At 41.4% G+C, this 15285-nt stretch carries 9 protein-coding genes; 4 read left to right on the plus strand and 5 right to left on the minus strand.

The window, feature by feature from the left end:
• Window positions 1-29: 29 nt before the first annotated feature.
• From L6421_RS01460 to L6421_RS01475, 4 genes are all read left to right on the plus strand, one after another.
• Window positions 30-2615: a HAMP domain-containing methyl-accepting chemotaxis protein gene (locus tag L6421_RS01460; protein WP_237262205.1), complete on the plus strand. Its 2586-nt coding sequence runs from the start codon at window positions 30-32 to the stop codon at window positions 2613-2615.
• A gap of 294 nt (window positions 2616-2909) precedes the next feature.
• Window positions 2910-3782: a tetratricopeptide repeat protein gene (locus tag L6421_RS01465; RefSeq protein WP_237262206.1), complete on the plus strand. Its 873-nt coding sequence runs from the start codon at window positions 2910-2912 to the stop codon at window positions 3780-3782.
• A 99-nt stretch (window positions 3783-3881) separates the two neighbouring features.
• On the plus strand, window positions 3882-4982 hold the full coding sequence (locus tag L6421_RS01470) for an HD domain-containing phosphohydrolase (RefSeq protein ID WP_237262207.1): 1101 nt from the start codon (window positions 3882-3884) through the stop codon (window positions 4980-4982).
• Between the two features lie 21 nt (window positions 4983-5003).
• The gene (locus L6421_RS01475) at window positions 5004-9200 is read left to right on the plus strand and encodes a response regulator (protein ID WP_237262208.1); all 4197 of its coding nucleotides are present in this window, start codon (window positions 5004-5006) and stop codon (window positions 9198-9200) included.
• Window positions 9201-9321: 121 nt separating this feature from the next.
• Here the strand turns inward: L6421_RS01475 and L6421_RS01480 are convergent, their stop codons facing one another.
• From L6421_RS01480 to L6421_RS01500, 5 genes are all read right to left on the minus strand, one after another.
• Window positions 9322-9885, minus strand: a complete 564-nt coding sequence (locus tag L6421_RS01480; protein ID WP_237262209.1) for a hypothetical protein — start codon at window positions 9883-9885, stop codon at window positions 9322-9324.
• A 118-nt stretch (window positions 9886-10003) separates the two neighbouring features.
• Entirely contained in the window at window positions 10004-12337 is a 2334-nt protein-coding gene (locus L6421_RS01485) for a nitric oxide reductase activation protein NorD (protein WP_237262210.1), read from the minus strand.
• Window positions 12338-12404: 67 nt separating this feature from the next.
• Window positions 12405-13223: a CbbQ/NirQ/NorQ/GpvN family protein gene (locus L6421_RS01490; RefSeq protein ID WP_237262211.1), complete on the minus strand. Its 819-nt coding sequence runs from the start codon at window positions 13221-13223 to the stop codon at window positions 12405-12407.
• Window positions 13224-13485: 262 nt separating this feature from the next.
• Window positions 13486-13836, minus strand: coding sequence for a ribulose bisphosphate carboxylase small subunit (locus L6421_RS01495; RefSeq protein WP_237262212.1), 351 nt, complete (start codon window positions 13834-13836; stop codon window positions 13486-13488).
• A gap of 23 nt (window positions 13837-13859) precedes the next feature.
• A complete protein-coding gene (locus L6421_RS01500) occupies window positions 13860-15278 on the minus strand; it encodes a form I ribulose bisphosphate carboxylase large subunit (RefSeq protein ID WP_237262213.1) in 1419 nt (472 codons plus the stop codon).
• Window positions 15279-15285: the final 7 nt, after the last annotated feature.

A 15285-nucleotide genomic window follows, 5' to 3' on the forward strand; every position in this document is an offset into this window, starting at 1 on the left:
AATAATTTTTAAAACCTAAGGGACTTTCTATGTTTAAAACGATTAGAGCGAAATTGATTGCAGGCTTCTCGCTTATCACTTTGTTGATTATTCTTTCAGCGGTTTTTAGCGTCATCAATATCAATGAATCAGCAAAAGGTTTTAAGGATTACCGTGGTATGGCTAAGGCATCCTTGATTTCGAGCGGTGTACAAACCAATATGTTGATGGTTCGTATGAATCTTAAGGATTATCTACAGCATAATGTTCAAAAAGAAGTTGATGAATTTAATCAATATTACGAAAAAACAGATAGTTTCATCAAAGACGCTAAACAGATAATCACTGACCCAGAACGCAATAGAATGATTGATGAGATTGCGCAGGGCTTGGTGGCTTATCGTGAACACTTTGCCAAAGTGCAACAATTGATGACAAAGCGTGATGAGATTGTAAACAACAGTTTTGATGTGAATGGACCAAAACTAGAACAGCTGTTAACTCAAGTCATGCAAGAGTCGGCAGAAGCAGATAACAATGAAGTGGCAATTGTTACCAGTAAGGCATTAAGAAGTTTGATGTTGGGGCGTTTATATACCTCTAAATTCATTTATAACCATACTGAACAGGCGATGAATCGTGTGATGCTTGAGTTTGAAACTTTAGACAATCATATGGAGCAATTGATTAACCTTGTCGAAGATGGTGAACTTAAGGGCAAGCTGATCAAGAGTCTGGAATTGATAAATTACTATTCTGCCTCAGTGGTTGAGTTCAATGAGTTGATCAATAACTTAGATGATGTGATAAACAACAAACTGAATGTGATTGGACCGCATATCGCTAAATTAGCAGAAGATATCAAATCGTCATTGAAAGCCGATCAGGATAAAATCGGACCTGAAGTGCAAGCTAATAATGAAAATATCATTAATATCATGATAGTTTCAGCCTTGGTGGTCGCAATCATCGCCGCATTAATCGCCTTCTTCCTGCCTCGTTCGATTGCCAACGGTTTGGCTAGCATCCAAAAAGTATTGTTGAGAATCAGTAAAAGTGGCGACTTTAGCATTAGAGCGGATGCTGAACGTGAAGACGAAGTGGGTGATATGGGGCAAGCAGTCAATACCCTGCTTACCGATATGCAAAAAGCGATTAATGAAGCCAATGACGTCATTACGGCCATTTCCAAAGGGGATTTCAGTCAGCGTGTCACTGCCGAACTGAGTGGCGACTTGAATATGCTAAAAGAAGGTATCAATGGTTCTGCGGATTCCATCAACAGCACGATGACACAGTTGAGTGCTGTAATGGAATCGATGAGTCAAGGTGATTTTAACGTGATCATTAACGCCGATGTAGAAGGTCAATTTTTGCAAATGGTGCAGAACACACGTCATACCTTACAAACATTGAATGATACGATTGCAGATATCGTCAATATCATGGAATGTATGGAAAAAGGGGACTTTGACCAGCGAGTGACCATTGAAGCGCATGGTGATTTGTTACGCCTAAAAGAAGGGGTTAACAATTCGATGGATTCCATCCAGTCAGCCATGCTAGACATTACAAGAATTGTCGTAGCGCAGTCTGAAGGGGATTTGACACAGAGTATTGAAGCTGAGTATTTTGGTCAGCTAGATACATTGAAACAAGCGGTAAATACCAGCTCGAGAAAATTGGTAGAGGTGGTCAGTAAGGCGCTGGAAGCGACCAATATTGTAGGTACCGCGGCTGAGGAAGTTGCACGAGGTGCGGCTGATTTAAGTCAACGTGTCCAAGAGCAGGCCGCGGCATTGGAAGAAACTTCTGCCACTATGGATGAGATGAATTCGGCGGTACAAGGTAATACTGAAAATGCCCAACAAGCCAGTCATGTTGCCAAAGAGGTTCAAGATAAAGCCCATAAGGGGGTTGAGGTCATGACGCAAACGATTGATGCAATGGATTCCATTCAGCAATCAAGTCATAAGATAGCCGATATCGTCACCCTGATAGATGGTATCGCATTTCAAACCAATTTATTGGCCTTGAATGCAGCCGTTGAGGCCGCAAGAGCAGGTGACCATGGTCGAGGTTTTGCTGTTGTTGCAGGTGAAGTACGCGCATTGGCACAGAAATCCGCTGAAGCGGCTAAAGATATTAAAAAATTGATTGATGAGAGTGTGACGCGGATCGATGATGGGACTCGTTTGGCGGGAGAGTCAGGTGATGTGTTAACTGAAATCAATAATTCAATCGAAACCGTCTCAAAAATGATTACCCAGATTGCTGAAGCTTCCGAAGAACAAGCAAAAGGAGTCAGCCAAGTTCATCAAGCAGTGAGTCAAATCGATGATGTTACCCAGCAAAATGCCGCTTTAGTCGAAGAGACCTCAGCCGCGGCTGAGAGCATGAATGAACAGTCGGATAACTTACGCCATGAGATGGCATTTTTCCATACCGGAAAATCAGATAGTCGTGACAATGGAGGAGCGGTTGTTTTGGCAATAGCCGACACGGTGGTTGCGCCTGTTCCAGGCAAGGTATCGCAATCCAATCAACCACCAGGATTAGTAAAGCCAACATCGTCTAAGGAGAATTTATCAAAGTTAGCTGCCTCCGATTCTGATCAGGAGTGGGAAGACTTCTAATCAAAGGGTTTAGCTCTTTAGGTTAAAAAAAAGCGCCTTAAATGGCGCTTTTTTTATAAACAAAATTCTGTGTTGGAAAGGTGCGATTGGGGAAAATACGAGTGAATCGTGAATGTGATTATGACAACTATAAATGATTGTAAGCAAACCACCTAAAGTGTCTTGATATAATCCCCATCAATCTATTAATCATCATTGCTAAATCAAGCCTGCTTAACGTTTACAAGCTAACTGAATAAAAGGTTAGGGCTAAGTGGCCGATAGCTAATATTACACCCAAATGAGAGGTACACAATGGATAAGACTATCCATAATTACGAAGTTTCCCAAGGTAACTTTAACTCCATCGTTATCATGAACTCATACAAGTTACCTGTGTTTGCACTGTTTATGAGCCCGAGCATTGGTGCTTGTATTACGCTTGAAAATAATATGGCTAATTTGGCAGAAGAGTTTGCCGGGCAGTTCATATTGGCTCGAGTCGATGTTGATATGGAACCAGATTTGCGTGAAGAATACCAAATTCAAAACGTACCTACCTTGAAAATATTCAAAGATGGTCAGATGGTTCATCAAGAAGTAGGTTTGCTAAATGAACAAGAATTAGCGGACTTGATGAAAGCTCAAGGTTTTTATCGACAGTCCGATGAGATGCGTGAACAAGCGCGACAAAAACACATCTCAGGCGATACTTCGGCGGCGATTCAATTGTTAACAGAAGCGATACAGCAGGACCCAAGCAATACACGTGTTGCTATGGATATGATCCAGATTCTATTAGATATTAATATTGTTGACCAGGCGAAAACCTTATTTAACCGTTTACCGAATAAAGATAAAGAATCTGTCATAGGTAAATCATTGATTGGTCAGATTACATTTAAAGACTTGGCTGCCAATACACCAGGCCTGGTAGCTTTGGTAAATCAAGTTCAATCAGAGCCAGGAAACTTTGATGCACGTTTTGATTTAGCGCTTTGTTATGTCGCCGAACATGGTTATGAAGAAGCGATGAATCAAATCTTTGAAATCTTGGATAAAGAGCCTGGTTATAAGCAAGGTGCAGCGCAGGAGCTGGCGGTTACCATCATAAATATGCTTGAACCCAACAACCCTCAATTGGCACAGGATTCACGAAGAATTTTAAGCAATATGCTAGCTCAGTAAATGCTCATGGGTAAAAATGGCATTACTTTGAAAATTAGGATGCTTCATAAGGTTTAATTTATTATCATGGTCATGAAATAAGTAATTGATAAGCATGTTATGAATAATCCTAATGTAAAACGAAAAACCATTCTTTGTGTCGACGATACCCCTGCAAACTTGAGTTTGTTAAATGAGTCTTTAAAGAATCATTACAAACTCAAGTTGGTTAATAGCGGTAAAAAGGCGATCAGTCTATTAGAGCGTTCAGCGGACGAGAATCTTATTGATTTGATTCTATTGGATGTGATGATGCCTGAGATGGATGGCTATGAAGTGTGTAAAATGGTTAAGTCACATCCTTCATGGTGTCATATCCCAATCATATTCATAACGGCTAAGAGTTCACCTGAAGACGAACAACGAGCTTTGCGTGAAGGTGGTAGTGACTTTATTCCTAAACCGATAAATCCGGATGTGCTTTTATCGAGGATTCGTACTCATTTAGAATTAAGCGAATATCATAAAAAATTACGTGAAGATAATGCCAATCTTGAGCAAATGCTCAACGCAAGACTTTCGGATATCTATCAATTACAACAAGCCACTTTGACGGTGATGATCTCTCTTGCCGAGTTTCGTGATGAAGAAACCGGCAATCACATTAAGCGTACTCAAACCTATATTCAATTATTAGCCGAAGCGACCAACAATAGTTACCCTGATTTAGGATTGGATGAAAATTATATCAACCTTATCGTACAAGCGGCCCCTTTACATGATGTAGGAAAGATAACCACACCTGACCATATTTTGCTAAAACCGGGAAAACTGACCGCCGATGAATTTGAAATCATGAAGCAGCATGCCCAGAAGGGTGCGGATATTTTAAGAGCGGCTGCTAATGAAATGGGTTCTTATGGCGGGTTTTTGGAGGTTGCTCAAGAAATCGCCATCAGTCATCATGAAAAGTGGGATGGAAATGGTTATCCAAAAGGGCTCGCTGGTGAGAACATCCCCATAAGTGGACGTTTGATGGCAGTGGTCGATGTGTATGATGCCTTACGTTCTACACGCCCATATAAAAAAGCTTTTAGCCATCAAGAGGCCATGGAAATTATCATTCAAGGTGCAAATAAACACTTTGATGCACGTTTGGTTCAATGTTTTCAATCTATTGAACAGCAGGTGAGTGAGATTGCAGAACAGCTTAAGGATTGAGTTAATTTCAAGGATGTCTAGGTGAAACAAGAAAATGCTATAAAAAAAATTAGCTCGGATTTAAGGTTTGTTCTATACCTAACAATCATTCTTAGTCTTTTCGCAGTATGGTCGTTTGGTAAGGATTTAGTTAAACAGTATCATTTCCTGTACCACTATCAATCCATTCAGTCAGTGATTGATTTAAATAAGGCCATCTCTTTTGAAAGTGCACGTCGTTTAGTGTTGAATTTTACAAAAAACGATGAACAGTCCAAAGAGGTGGAAGCCCTTTCAAAAGAGACCGATAAACAGTATCAAAAATTCATTGAAAACAAGTATCTGTCAGAAGAAGATCGTGCAGATTTAGCCATCTTTCAACGCCACTATACCGATTATATCGCCCTGAGAGGACCGCAGAAAAAGTGCGTTGAGTACGATGAATGTTTTCAAAAACTTGAAGAACTCAGATATCGAAGCGATATCCTTCGTAAGGATTTGACCGGCCGCTATGAAAGGATGGCTTTAAAAGTTCCGATTGTTGAACGAGATGTCACCGTAAAGATGCAGCTTTTATCGCATATGATTGTATGGCGGAATGAACTCCATCGAGTTGTCTCTATTATCCGAAGCTATCAAGAAACTGCGGATCCTTTGATTTTACCTCTGCTTGAACAAGCGAATTATGAATTCAACTCTGAACAAACTTTGTTAAAACAGATGTCGGAGAGTTATACAGAAGAATTAATCCCTGAAATTCAATTGCAATTGAAGCGTTTAAAGCAAGATTTTAACGAGTTACAGGTGAACTTTACGACTCAAATTCTTGATAAAAAGATAACGGTTGCAACGGATAAGCCTTTTAGAGATGGGGTGGGCTTACCTCTTTTGAATGAAGCTGACAAGGCTATCGAGCTGTTTTACCAGCATTCATTAAAGCACTATTGCAGCCATTTTAGATACAATATTTTGATCTTGATTGCGGGAATCCTGTTAATTGTTTTTTCTTTAGTGACCGTTGTTAAGGTTACTCAAAGAGTTAGGGAAAAAGCATTATTACCCCTCCAGCAAAATGAGGCCATTTTAGCGAGTGCCGCATCCGGTATCATTCAAATCGATGCCAAAGGCATCATCAATCGAGTCAATAATAAAGCGCTTGAAATTTTCGGCTATACAGAAAAAGAGATGCTTGGCCAAAATGTCAAAATGCTCATGCCAGCCCCAGAGGCTCGGCATCATGATGGTTACATACAAAGTCAAGTAAGGACCGGCATTAACAAGATTATCGGTTCTGGTCGAGAGGTTAGAGGTGTTAAGAGTGATGGTGAAGAGTTCCCGTTACATTTAGCGATAAGCCGTATAGACCAAGAGGATGCGGTTGGCTTTATCGGTATTGTCACTGACCTTACGGAACGTGATAGCGAGCGTTTAGCCACCCAAACACGTAATAAGCTATTAAGTGCTTTGCGATTAGCCACTGAAGAATTTGTGGCCGATGCTTCTGACAGTACAGGTGTTTGGGACGACCTTCTTACCTCTTTGTTGGAGATAACGGAGAGTGAATACGGCTTTATTGGCGAGGTGGTCTATGAAGAAGATGGCAAACGCTGTTTAAAGCTACACGCCATTACCAATATCTCTTGGGATCAAGAATCTCAAGCCCTGTTTGAAAAACTCAAGTCACAGGATATGTTGTTATGTAACCGTGAGAACATGATTGGTCAAGTTATCCATTCGGAAGCAAGAATCATCAGTAATGATGTGAGCCATGACCCTCGTGCTAGTTTCATCCCTCCCGGCCACCCAGAACTAAGACGTTTTATGGGAGTTCCAATATTCCATGGTTCCGAGTTGATTGGAATGTATGGTATTGCAAATGGAAAGGACGAATATACACATGACTTGGCAGATTTTCTAGAGCCATTCAACGCCACTTGCGGTGTTATCGTTGCGGGTATGCAACAAGCTGCAAAACAGAAGGTTTTATTAAAAAACCTTGAAGTTGCCAAGCTAGAGGCAGAGTCTGCCATGGTGCTTAAGTCAGACTTTTTAGCGAATATGAGCCATGAAATCCGTACTCCAATGAACGCTATTTTAGGTTTGTCGCATCTGACTTTAAATGCAGGGCTTAATGAGAAACAGTACGATTACGTAAATAAAATTCATCGTGCGGCCAACAGTCTTTTGCATATTATCAATGATATTTTAGATTTTTCTAAAATAGAGTCCGGCAAAATGGTGTTGGAAAAAATCCCCGTCCAAATAGAAGAGATCATTGAGGATAGCCTGCTTCCTGTGCAAACATTAGCGGCTCAAAAGCATTTAGAGATTTTTGTTACCTTACCTCCAAATTTAAATCATTGTAGTCAACCGCTTCTATTAGGTGATCCGGTAAGGATTGTGCAAATCTTGATTAACCTGTTGAGTAATGCTGTTAAGTTTACCGATTCCGGTTATATCGCCTTGGAAATCGAATTGGTTCAACAGCATGAAGATGAATGGCTTATTGACTTCCATGTTCAAGACACCGGGGTTGGGATGTCGGAGTCACAAGTGGATAAATTATTTGAAGCGTTTACCCAAGCAGATGCTTCAACTACCCGTAAATACGGTGGAACCGGTCTCGGTTTAGCGATATCTAGAAATTTAGCCAGAGAGATGAGGGGTGATGTCAGCGTCACTAGTGCAGAAAATAGCGGAAGTACTTTTAGCTTACGTATTCCTTTTAGTAAAGTCGGTAAGGTTCCTGTAGGGGATTGTCCAATCATCACCGAGGTTGTCTGGGTTGTGGATGATGAGCCTATTTCGCTTAATCAGATGCAGGTTCAACTTGAAAGCTTTGAGATGAAAGTCAGAACATTTGATAATGGTCTGGCTTTGCTTGAGGCTTTAAAACAGGCTGAAGAATATCCTGACTGGTTATTTATCGATTGGATCATGCCCAATATGAACGGCTTTGAAGTGATTCAGCAGATCAAGGTTTTGTATCCTGAGCTGATCGATAGAGTTGTGATGATGTCATTTTATGATTGGAACAAGCTGCAAACCTTAGCGGAATCCAATCATGTTAAATATTGTCTGGCAAAACCGATTTTACCAAGCCATTTTTCTCGTTTGTTTTCCAAAGGTGATGAATCTGTACAAAGATTTGGTGTGGTTTCAGCCGCGAGTAATGTACCGAATTTTGAAGGGCAACGGATTCTTTTGGTTGAGGATAATCTAATCAATCAACAGATAGCGGAAGAGTTGCTCAAGCCAACCAATGCGATTATTACGGTTGCGGATAATGGCGAACAGGCTCTTTATCAGCTCACACAAGCCAATATGGTGTTTGATGCGGTATTGATGGATATACAGATGCCTGTTATGGATGGGATTGAAGCGACACGCCAGATTCGCTCTTATTCGCAGTTTGCTGAATTGCCTATCATTGCAATGACGGCCCATGCGTTTAAAGAAGAGATTGACCGCTGTATGAGTGTTGGTATGAACGCCCATGTAACCAAGCCAGTCATTCCGCAAAAGCTGTATGCAACATTAAGTGAAATGCTCAATATCACCGAGGCACTTGAGGTGATAGATGACAGTAACGATTCTGATGAAAAGCCATTGCCGCTACCGGAGGGAGAGGGTTTAAAAGTCTACGAAAGTAGACAGCTTTTAGATGTGGGAGATGAGTTTTTCGAGAAAATGTTATTCACCTTTCTTGAAACACATCAGCAAACTCCAGAACAGTTGCAACAGTTGATCTTGGCTGAAGATTGGTCTGCAGCTGAACGTGTCGCACATACATTGAAAGGACTTGCTTCAACCCTTGGGTATATTGGCTTAGAGGAACATTTACAAGAAATCGAAACATTATCGAATCAATGTTCTCTTGAGCTGGGTAAGCCGTCATCCGAAACAAAAGCGTTACTGTTAGCTAAGCTCTCGTTATTCACTCAAGCTCATAGTGATAGTTGGCAATGTTCCCAAGGGTTTATCAAGTCCTATCTTGAGTCTCGTGATCTTGATCCTAATTATGAAGCCGAACCTGCGTTTGATGAGGCTAACTGGCTTGATATAAAGACGGTTCTGATTGATTATCTGAAAGACTACGATGGCCAGGTATTGGAATATTGGAAGGAAAATTTGGCCATAATCCAGAATGCATTGGGTGAAACAGATTGTTCCAGAATCGAAGCCGCGATTGATAACTTTGAATTTGATGAAGCGATTGGGCTTTTAGAGTCGAATTAAGGTTAAGTATCTGAATAGCAGAAAATATTAACTTAGCTGACAATAAAAAACCGCCTAGATTCTGGCGGTTTTTTTATGAGTAATAAAGGGCAATTAGGTTTTTAACTATGGTTTTTTGCCGTTAAACATAGTCGCTACTATCCAACTCTTCCATATCCGTGCTGCTGAAACGACAAACGTTTACGCTAATGTAGTCGTCATAGGCGCTACCTGAAGAGACCCAGTTTTTGACCTTGTTCTCAACCGCCTGTGAAAGCACCTTTTCATTCAAAACCAGACAGAAGCCATACTTGAATCTTGGGCTTTCATTGGTTTCGACAATGACGTCGCTCCCTTCAACAAATAACTTAACCGTCGCTTCCTGACCAGGCATGGTCACAAAAGCATTGGCACCATGCTCTTTGATCAAGTTCTGTAATTGGTTGTTGAAATGCATTTTGCTGATAGGGTTGTATTGGTAGTACTCTTGGATTAGGTCTTCAGCACGTTCGATTAATGACGCTTTCAATGCATCGCTTGAATCGAAGCTTTCATCACCGAGTTCAAAAATAACATAAGCTTGTTGTGACTTCCCTAAGGTTAGTCCCTTGTCTTCGTGAATGATTAGAGCAGCACCATCTAAAATTTCCTGATAGTTTTCATCAGAAAAATCGTTTAGAGCTTGGGTAAATTGTTCTGCGTTCATGGTTTTGCATTCCTAAATGGTTTTGTAATTCGATAATTCTATCAGAATTAAAAATAAAAAAACCTTAGTCAGAGGCTGACTAAGGTTTTAGTTGAGTCAGTTGAATTGACTGAAAATATCAAGTTGTCAGGTTGGCAAACAACTGTGGCAGTTTCTCAGGCAGTTTCAAAACATCATCAACAATCGCATAACGGTTCTGTCCAAAGATATTATGAACATATTTATCCGCATACTGGTCGATCGTTAAGCAGTATGAATGAATCCCGTTACTCTGCAGCTCTTCAACCGCTTTTTTAGCATCTTGTTTAAGATACTGAGCATCTTGTTCATCGATATCAGCCGGTTCACCATCTGTGATTACCAGCAGTAGTTTTTGCTTACTGTTCTGCTGTTGTAAATAGTGTCCTGCATGACGCATTGCACCACCCATACGGGTTGATAATCCACCTTTCATACCTGCCAAACGTGCATGAACTTCAGAATCAAATGAATCATCAAACTGTTTGAAGCGCACATATTGTAAGTCATGGCGTCCATCTGATGAGAAGCCGTGTACTGCAAACTGATCCCCAATACCATTGATCGCATGCGATACTAAAATAGCAGCTTCCTGAGTGACCTCAAGGATGGTGCGATCTGTATCAGCAATGGTTTCATTGGTTGATTCAGATAAATCCAATAGGATGACCACCGATACCTCACGAGAACGAATCACGTTTTTCATGGTGATTCTTGGATCAGGTTCTTGTCCCATACGGATTGAAGTGATTGCCTCAACACACGCATTCAAATCCAGTTCATCACCATCTTCCAAACGGCGGATACGTTGTAAACCGACCGCTTGCAACTTATCAACAATCTGCTTGATACGGTGGGCAATCCCTTTATTAGCCTCTAAAATACGGTTATAAAGTTCTGGATCACCTTTTTTAGCGCGACGCTCGTACAGTGTTACCCAGTTTGGACGGTTAAGCTGAACACGGTAATCCCACTCATGATAGTGATAAGGATCAGAAACCGGTTCTATCCCTTCCATCTCATTGTAGGAGATACCATTATCTTCATACGGCATCAGTTCTGAGCCTAAAACCCAAACCTCATCATGGTCAACATCAACCAATTCGGAATCGATCTCATTGATCATTTCCATCACGGATACATGTTTACGCACCGTTTCTTGGTAACCAGATGAACCGGCTTCCATCTCCGCCCACTCTTCTGACGCCCAAACGAAACGGTTGTCATCACGGTAGCCAAAACGCTGTTTATTCAACTCGGTTAAAGAAACCCATTTATTGGTAGAAATGTTCAATACGTTATGTAATAGAATTCCTAAATCCCATGACCATTTCTCATTGTCGAGATTGTCTTCGATTTCAGCATAGAACTTGTCGGCAACAATCATCAACTGCTCATCTTGCAAATCGAAGTCTTTGTTCATCAACTTGATTGCAAGCTGCTCAAGACGATAAGCATTTGACTTAGGATCTAAATCGGTCTGCTCTTGACTCGCTCTAATGACTTTCATCCACAGGTTTCTTAGGCCTGGGAAGTTTTTAATGGCATTGTATTCAACACGGGCATCTTCAATGATTTCAATAAAGAACATCTGCTGAGGAGTCAACTGTTCCATTGAAATGGCCGCTTTACTGTACACCAGGTGTGACGCCAAGTGAGCCGCCATCGCACGATACAATTCACCACCTTTAACGTCGCCTAAATCATTCAAAGCATCCGGTAGGTGCAATGCCATGTTTTGGAAGTAGGGTTTGAAGTCTTCAAAGTCAGCCGCTGCAGGACGAATGAAAAAATCACGCGCCCAAAACGCACGTAAATAAAAGTTGATTGGTCGATGGTAGTCGATGAACAATGAACCTTTACGTTGTTGCTGGAATACGGCTTTTGAATCTTCTGATTCCAATCCAAAGTATTTGATTTGCGCAGGGAAATTACGAGCATGTGCTTGCGCTCCCCATTGCGCCCAGCGGCGTAAGCCCGACACGGTAACCTTGGTCATCATGTCGTCCATGTTTGAAAGCATCGGACGCATACCACGTGGTGTTTTAGAACCAATCTGGTAGATCAAGGCGAGATATTGTCTTGTTAAATCAATATCGTGGGTTTTTTCCGCAACCATCGGTAATGAGTCTAAAACCAGCGAAATAACTTCACCAGACATAACCGATGAAAGTTTCATGACGGTTTCATGGATATCATCCAGAATTTCATCATCCACTTTTGCAATGACTTGAGGAACCGCTTCAAGATAGCTGATAACAACATCTTGACCTTTACCAAGGTACGCAATGGCGTTGGCGTTATCCAGCCACTCTTCACGAGAGTGCTCATTCATGTAGTGAGAAGCTTCTTGGATCAGAGCGTCAAGCATGTCCTCAAGTTGAGGGATGCTTTTAATCAGTGATGCTTTGACTTCTTCTAGATCAAAACTCATAACATTATCCTTTACATTTTATGCTTGGGCCTGGTTGTTACCAGGCCTGGTAAGAGAGAATCAACTCTTATTCAAAAAATGTATCGACCGTTGTTAATAGGGTATCTAAGATATCGTCATCGTCAGTCAATGGTGTTACCAGTGCCATAGTACATGCTTTCTTAGGATCAACACCTTTATTGATTAACTGTCCTGCGTATACCAATAGACGAGTAGACATACCTTCATCTAGACCATGGCCTTTAAGATTACGTGAACGCTGTGCAATTTGAACTAGCTTTTCAGCCGTCGCCAAATCAATTCCAGCTTCTTTCGCTACGATATCTGCTTCAATCGCTTCTTCTGGGTAATCAAAGCGGAATCCACCAAAACGCTGCTTAGTTGATTGTTTTAAATCTTTCATCATTGACTGGTAGCCAGGGTTATACGAGATAACCAACTGGAAGTCAGGGTGTGCTTCAACTAATTCGCCTTTTTTATCCAAAGGTAAAATGCGACGGTGGTCTGTCAACGGGTGAATAACAACCGTAGTATCTTGACGCGCTTCAACAACCTCATCCAAGTAACAGATGGCACCGATACGTGCAGCGACTGTTAAAGGACCATCTTGCCAGCGAGTTCCGTTGATATCGATTAAGAAACGACCGACTAGATCCGAGGCAGTCATATCTTCGTTACAGGCAACGGTAATTAATGGCTTATTTAATTTATGCGCCATATATTCAACAAAACGTGATTTACCACAACCTGTCGGGCCTTTAAGCATAATCGGCATTCTTGATGCATAGCCCGATTCGAACAATTCAACTTCGTCTGCAACTGGGCGATAATAAGGTTCATCTTTAATGATGTACTGTGAAGGGTCTATTGCATTGATTTCTGACATGATCTTTTCTCCGATAACGAGATAATTACAAAAGGATTCAAACTTTTAGATTTATTCACTTTAGTGAAATGAATAAGTCTAAAGGAATGGGTGGTTAGCCAGTTTCGGGGCCGGCTAACCGGTGTTACTAATTGAGGTAAGAATTCAATTTAGTAAACTTGGTTAGAAAAGGCCTAAACTCAATTGTGTAGGCCTTTTCCGGAATTTGGATGTCACACAAGACTTGCGGCTTGTGTGACAATTCGTTAATTAACGAGGGATATTACATATCACCACGTTTAACTAACATGTTTGCACCTTGAGACTGTGCAAAGTTATCGTAACCGATTAGGCGAACGTGGTTATTTGGGTTCGCTTTGATGCAGTTATCAACTTCAGCTAGTACTGCGTCTGCAGAAGTTTCACCGAACATCGGTAATTTCCACATGTACCAGTAGTAGTCTGTAGCACGCTCTGGTTCAGAGTGTTCGATAGCTGGGTTCCAGCCTTTATCGATAATGTACTGAACTTGAGCTTTGATTTGATCCGCAGACATAGACGGAAGGTAAGAGAAAGTCTCTGCCTTACGTGACTTAGGATCTGAAACGCGTGAAGGGTAATCTTGTACACTCATTGGTATATACTCCTAATTATCAATTACTTATGCTTAACGTCAAGCTTGTCAACTGTGTCGAATTCGAACTTGATTTCTTTCCAAGTTTCCATAGCGATCTTAAGTTCTGGGCTATCTTTAGCAGCGTTAGTAAGGATGTCTTTACCTTCTTTCTCAACTTCACGGCCTTCGTTACGAGCTTGTACACAAGCTTCCAACGCAACACGGTTAGCAGCTGCACCAGCAGCGTTACCCCATGGGTGACCTAAAGTACCACCACCGAACTGAAGAACAGAGTCATCGCCGAAGATAGTAACAAGAGCAGGCATGTGCCATACGTGGATACCACCAGATGCAACTGGAATAACACCAGGCATTGCACCGAAGTCTTGGTCGAACATGATTCCACGTGAACGATCTTCAGGGATGAAAGAATCACGCATGATATCGATCCAACCTAGAGTTGCTTCACGGTCACCTTCTAACTTACCTACAACTGTACCTGAGTGTAAGTGGTCACCACCAGATAGACGTAGTGCTTTAGTTAAAACACGGAAGTGAATACCGTGGTGTGGGTTACGGTCGATTACACCGTGCATTGCGCGGTGGATGTGTAACAATAGACCGTTCTTACGGCAGTAGTTAGCAAGACCAGTGTTAGCAGTGAAACCACCAGTTAGGTAATCGTGCATGATGATTGGCGTACCAATCTCTTTAGCGAATTCAGCACGCTCATACATTTCTTCTGGAGTACCAGCAGTAACGTTCAAGTAGTGACCTTTTTTCTCACCAGTTTCAGCTTGAGCTTTCTCGATACCTTCCTGACAGAATAGGAAACGATCTCTCCAGCGCATGAATGGCTGTGAAGTTACGTTTTCATCATCTTTAGTGAAGTCAAGACCACCACGTAGACACTCATATACTGCACGACCGTAGTTCTTAGCAGAAAGACCTAGCTTAGGCTTGATAGTACAACCTAACATTGGACGACCATACTTGTCCATTTTGTCACGTTCTACTTGAATACCGTGTGGAGGTCCACCACAAGTCATAACGTATGCTAGTGGGAAACGGATATCTTCTAAACGACAAGCACGTAATGCTTTAAATCCGAATACGTTACCAACTAAAGAAGTCATTACAGAAACAACTGAACCTTCTTCAAATAGGTCAATTGGGTAAGCAATGAATGCGTAGAAACAAGTATCGTCACCAGGAACATCTTCAATTCTATACGCACGACCTTTATAATAGTCAAGGTCAGTTAACAAGTCAGTCCATACAGTTGTCCAAGTACCTGTTGAAGATTCTGCCGCAACAGCTGCTGCGATTTCTTCACGTGGTACACCATCCTGTGGAGTTACTTTAAAACATGCTAGAAAATCTGAGTCTTTTGGCTCGTAATCTGGCATCCAATATGTTTCGCGGTATTCTTTTACACCGGCATTGTAAGTCTTAGCCATGTTCTAC

The sequence above is a fragment of the Thiomicrorhabdus immobilis genome (assembly GCF_021654855.1).
Classification (GTDB): Bacteria; Pseudomonadota; Gammaproteobacteria; order Thiomicrospirales; family Thiomicrospiraceae; genus Thiomicrorhabdus; species Thiomicrorhabdus immobilis.

Bases quoted from the DNA above. Each gene is read 5' to 3' on its own strand.
- L6421_RS01460 (WP_237262205.1), top strand. From the start codon at position 30: ATGTTTAAAACGATTAGAGCGAAATTGATTGCAGGCTTCTCGCTTATC.
- L6421_RS01465 (WP_237262206.1), top strand. From the start codon at position 2,910: ATGGATAAGACTATCCATAATTACGAAGTTTCCCAAGGTAACTTTAAC.
- L6421_RS01470 (WP_237262207.1), top strand. From the start codon at position 3,882: ATGAATAATCCTAATGTAAAACGAAAAACCATTCTTTGTGTCGACGAT.
- L6421_RS01480 (WP_237262209.1), bottom strand. From the start codon at position 9,885: ATGAACGCAGAACAATTTACCCAAGCTCTAAACGATTTTTCTGATGAA.
- L6421_RS01485 (WP_237262210.1), bottom strand. From the start codon at position 12,337: ATGAGTTTTGATCTAGAAGAAGTCAAAGCATCACTGATTAAAAGCATC.
- L6421_RS01490 (WP_237262211.1), bottom strand. From the start codon at position 13,223: ATGTCAGAAATCAATGCAATAGACCCTTCACAGTACATCATTAAAGAT.
- L6421_RS01495 (WP_237262212.1), bottom strand. From the start codon at position 13,836: ATGAGTGTACAAGATTACCCTTCACGCGTTTCAGATCCTAAGTCACGT.
- L6421_RS01500 (WP_237262213.1), bottom strand. From the start codon at position 15,278: ATGGCTAAGACTTACAATGCCGGTGTAAAAGAATACCGCGAAACATAT.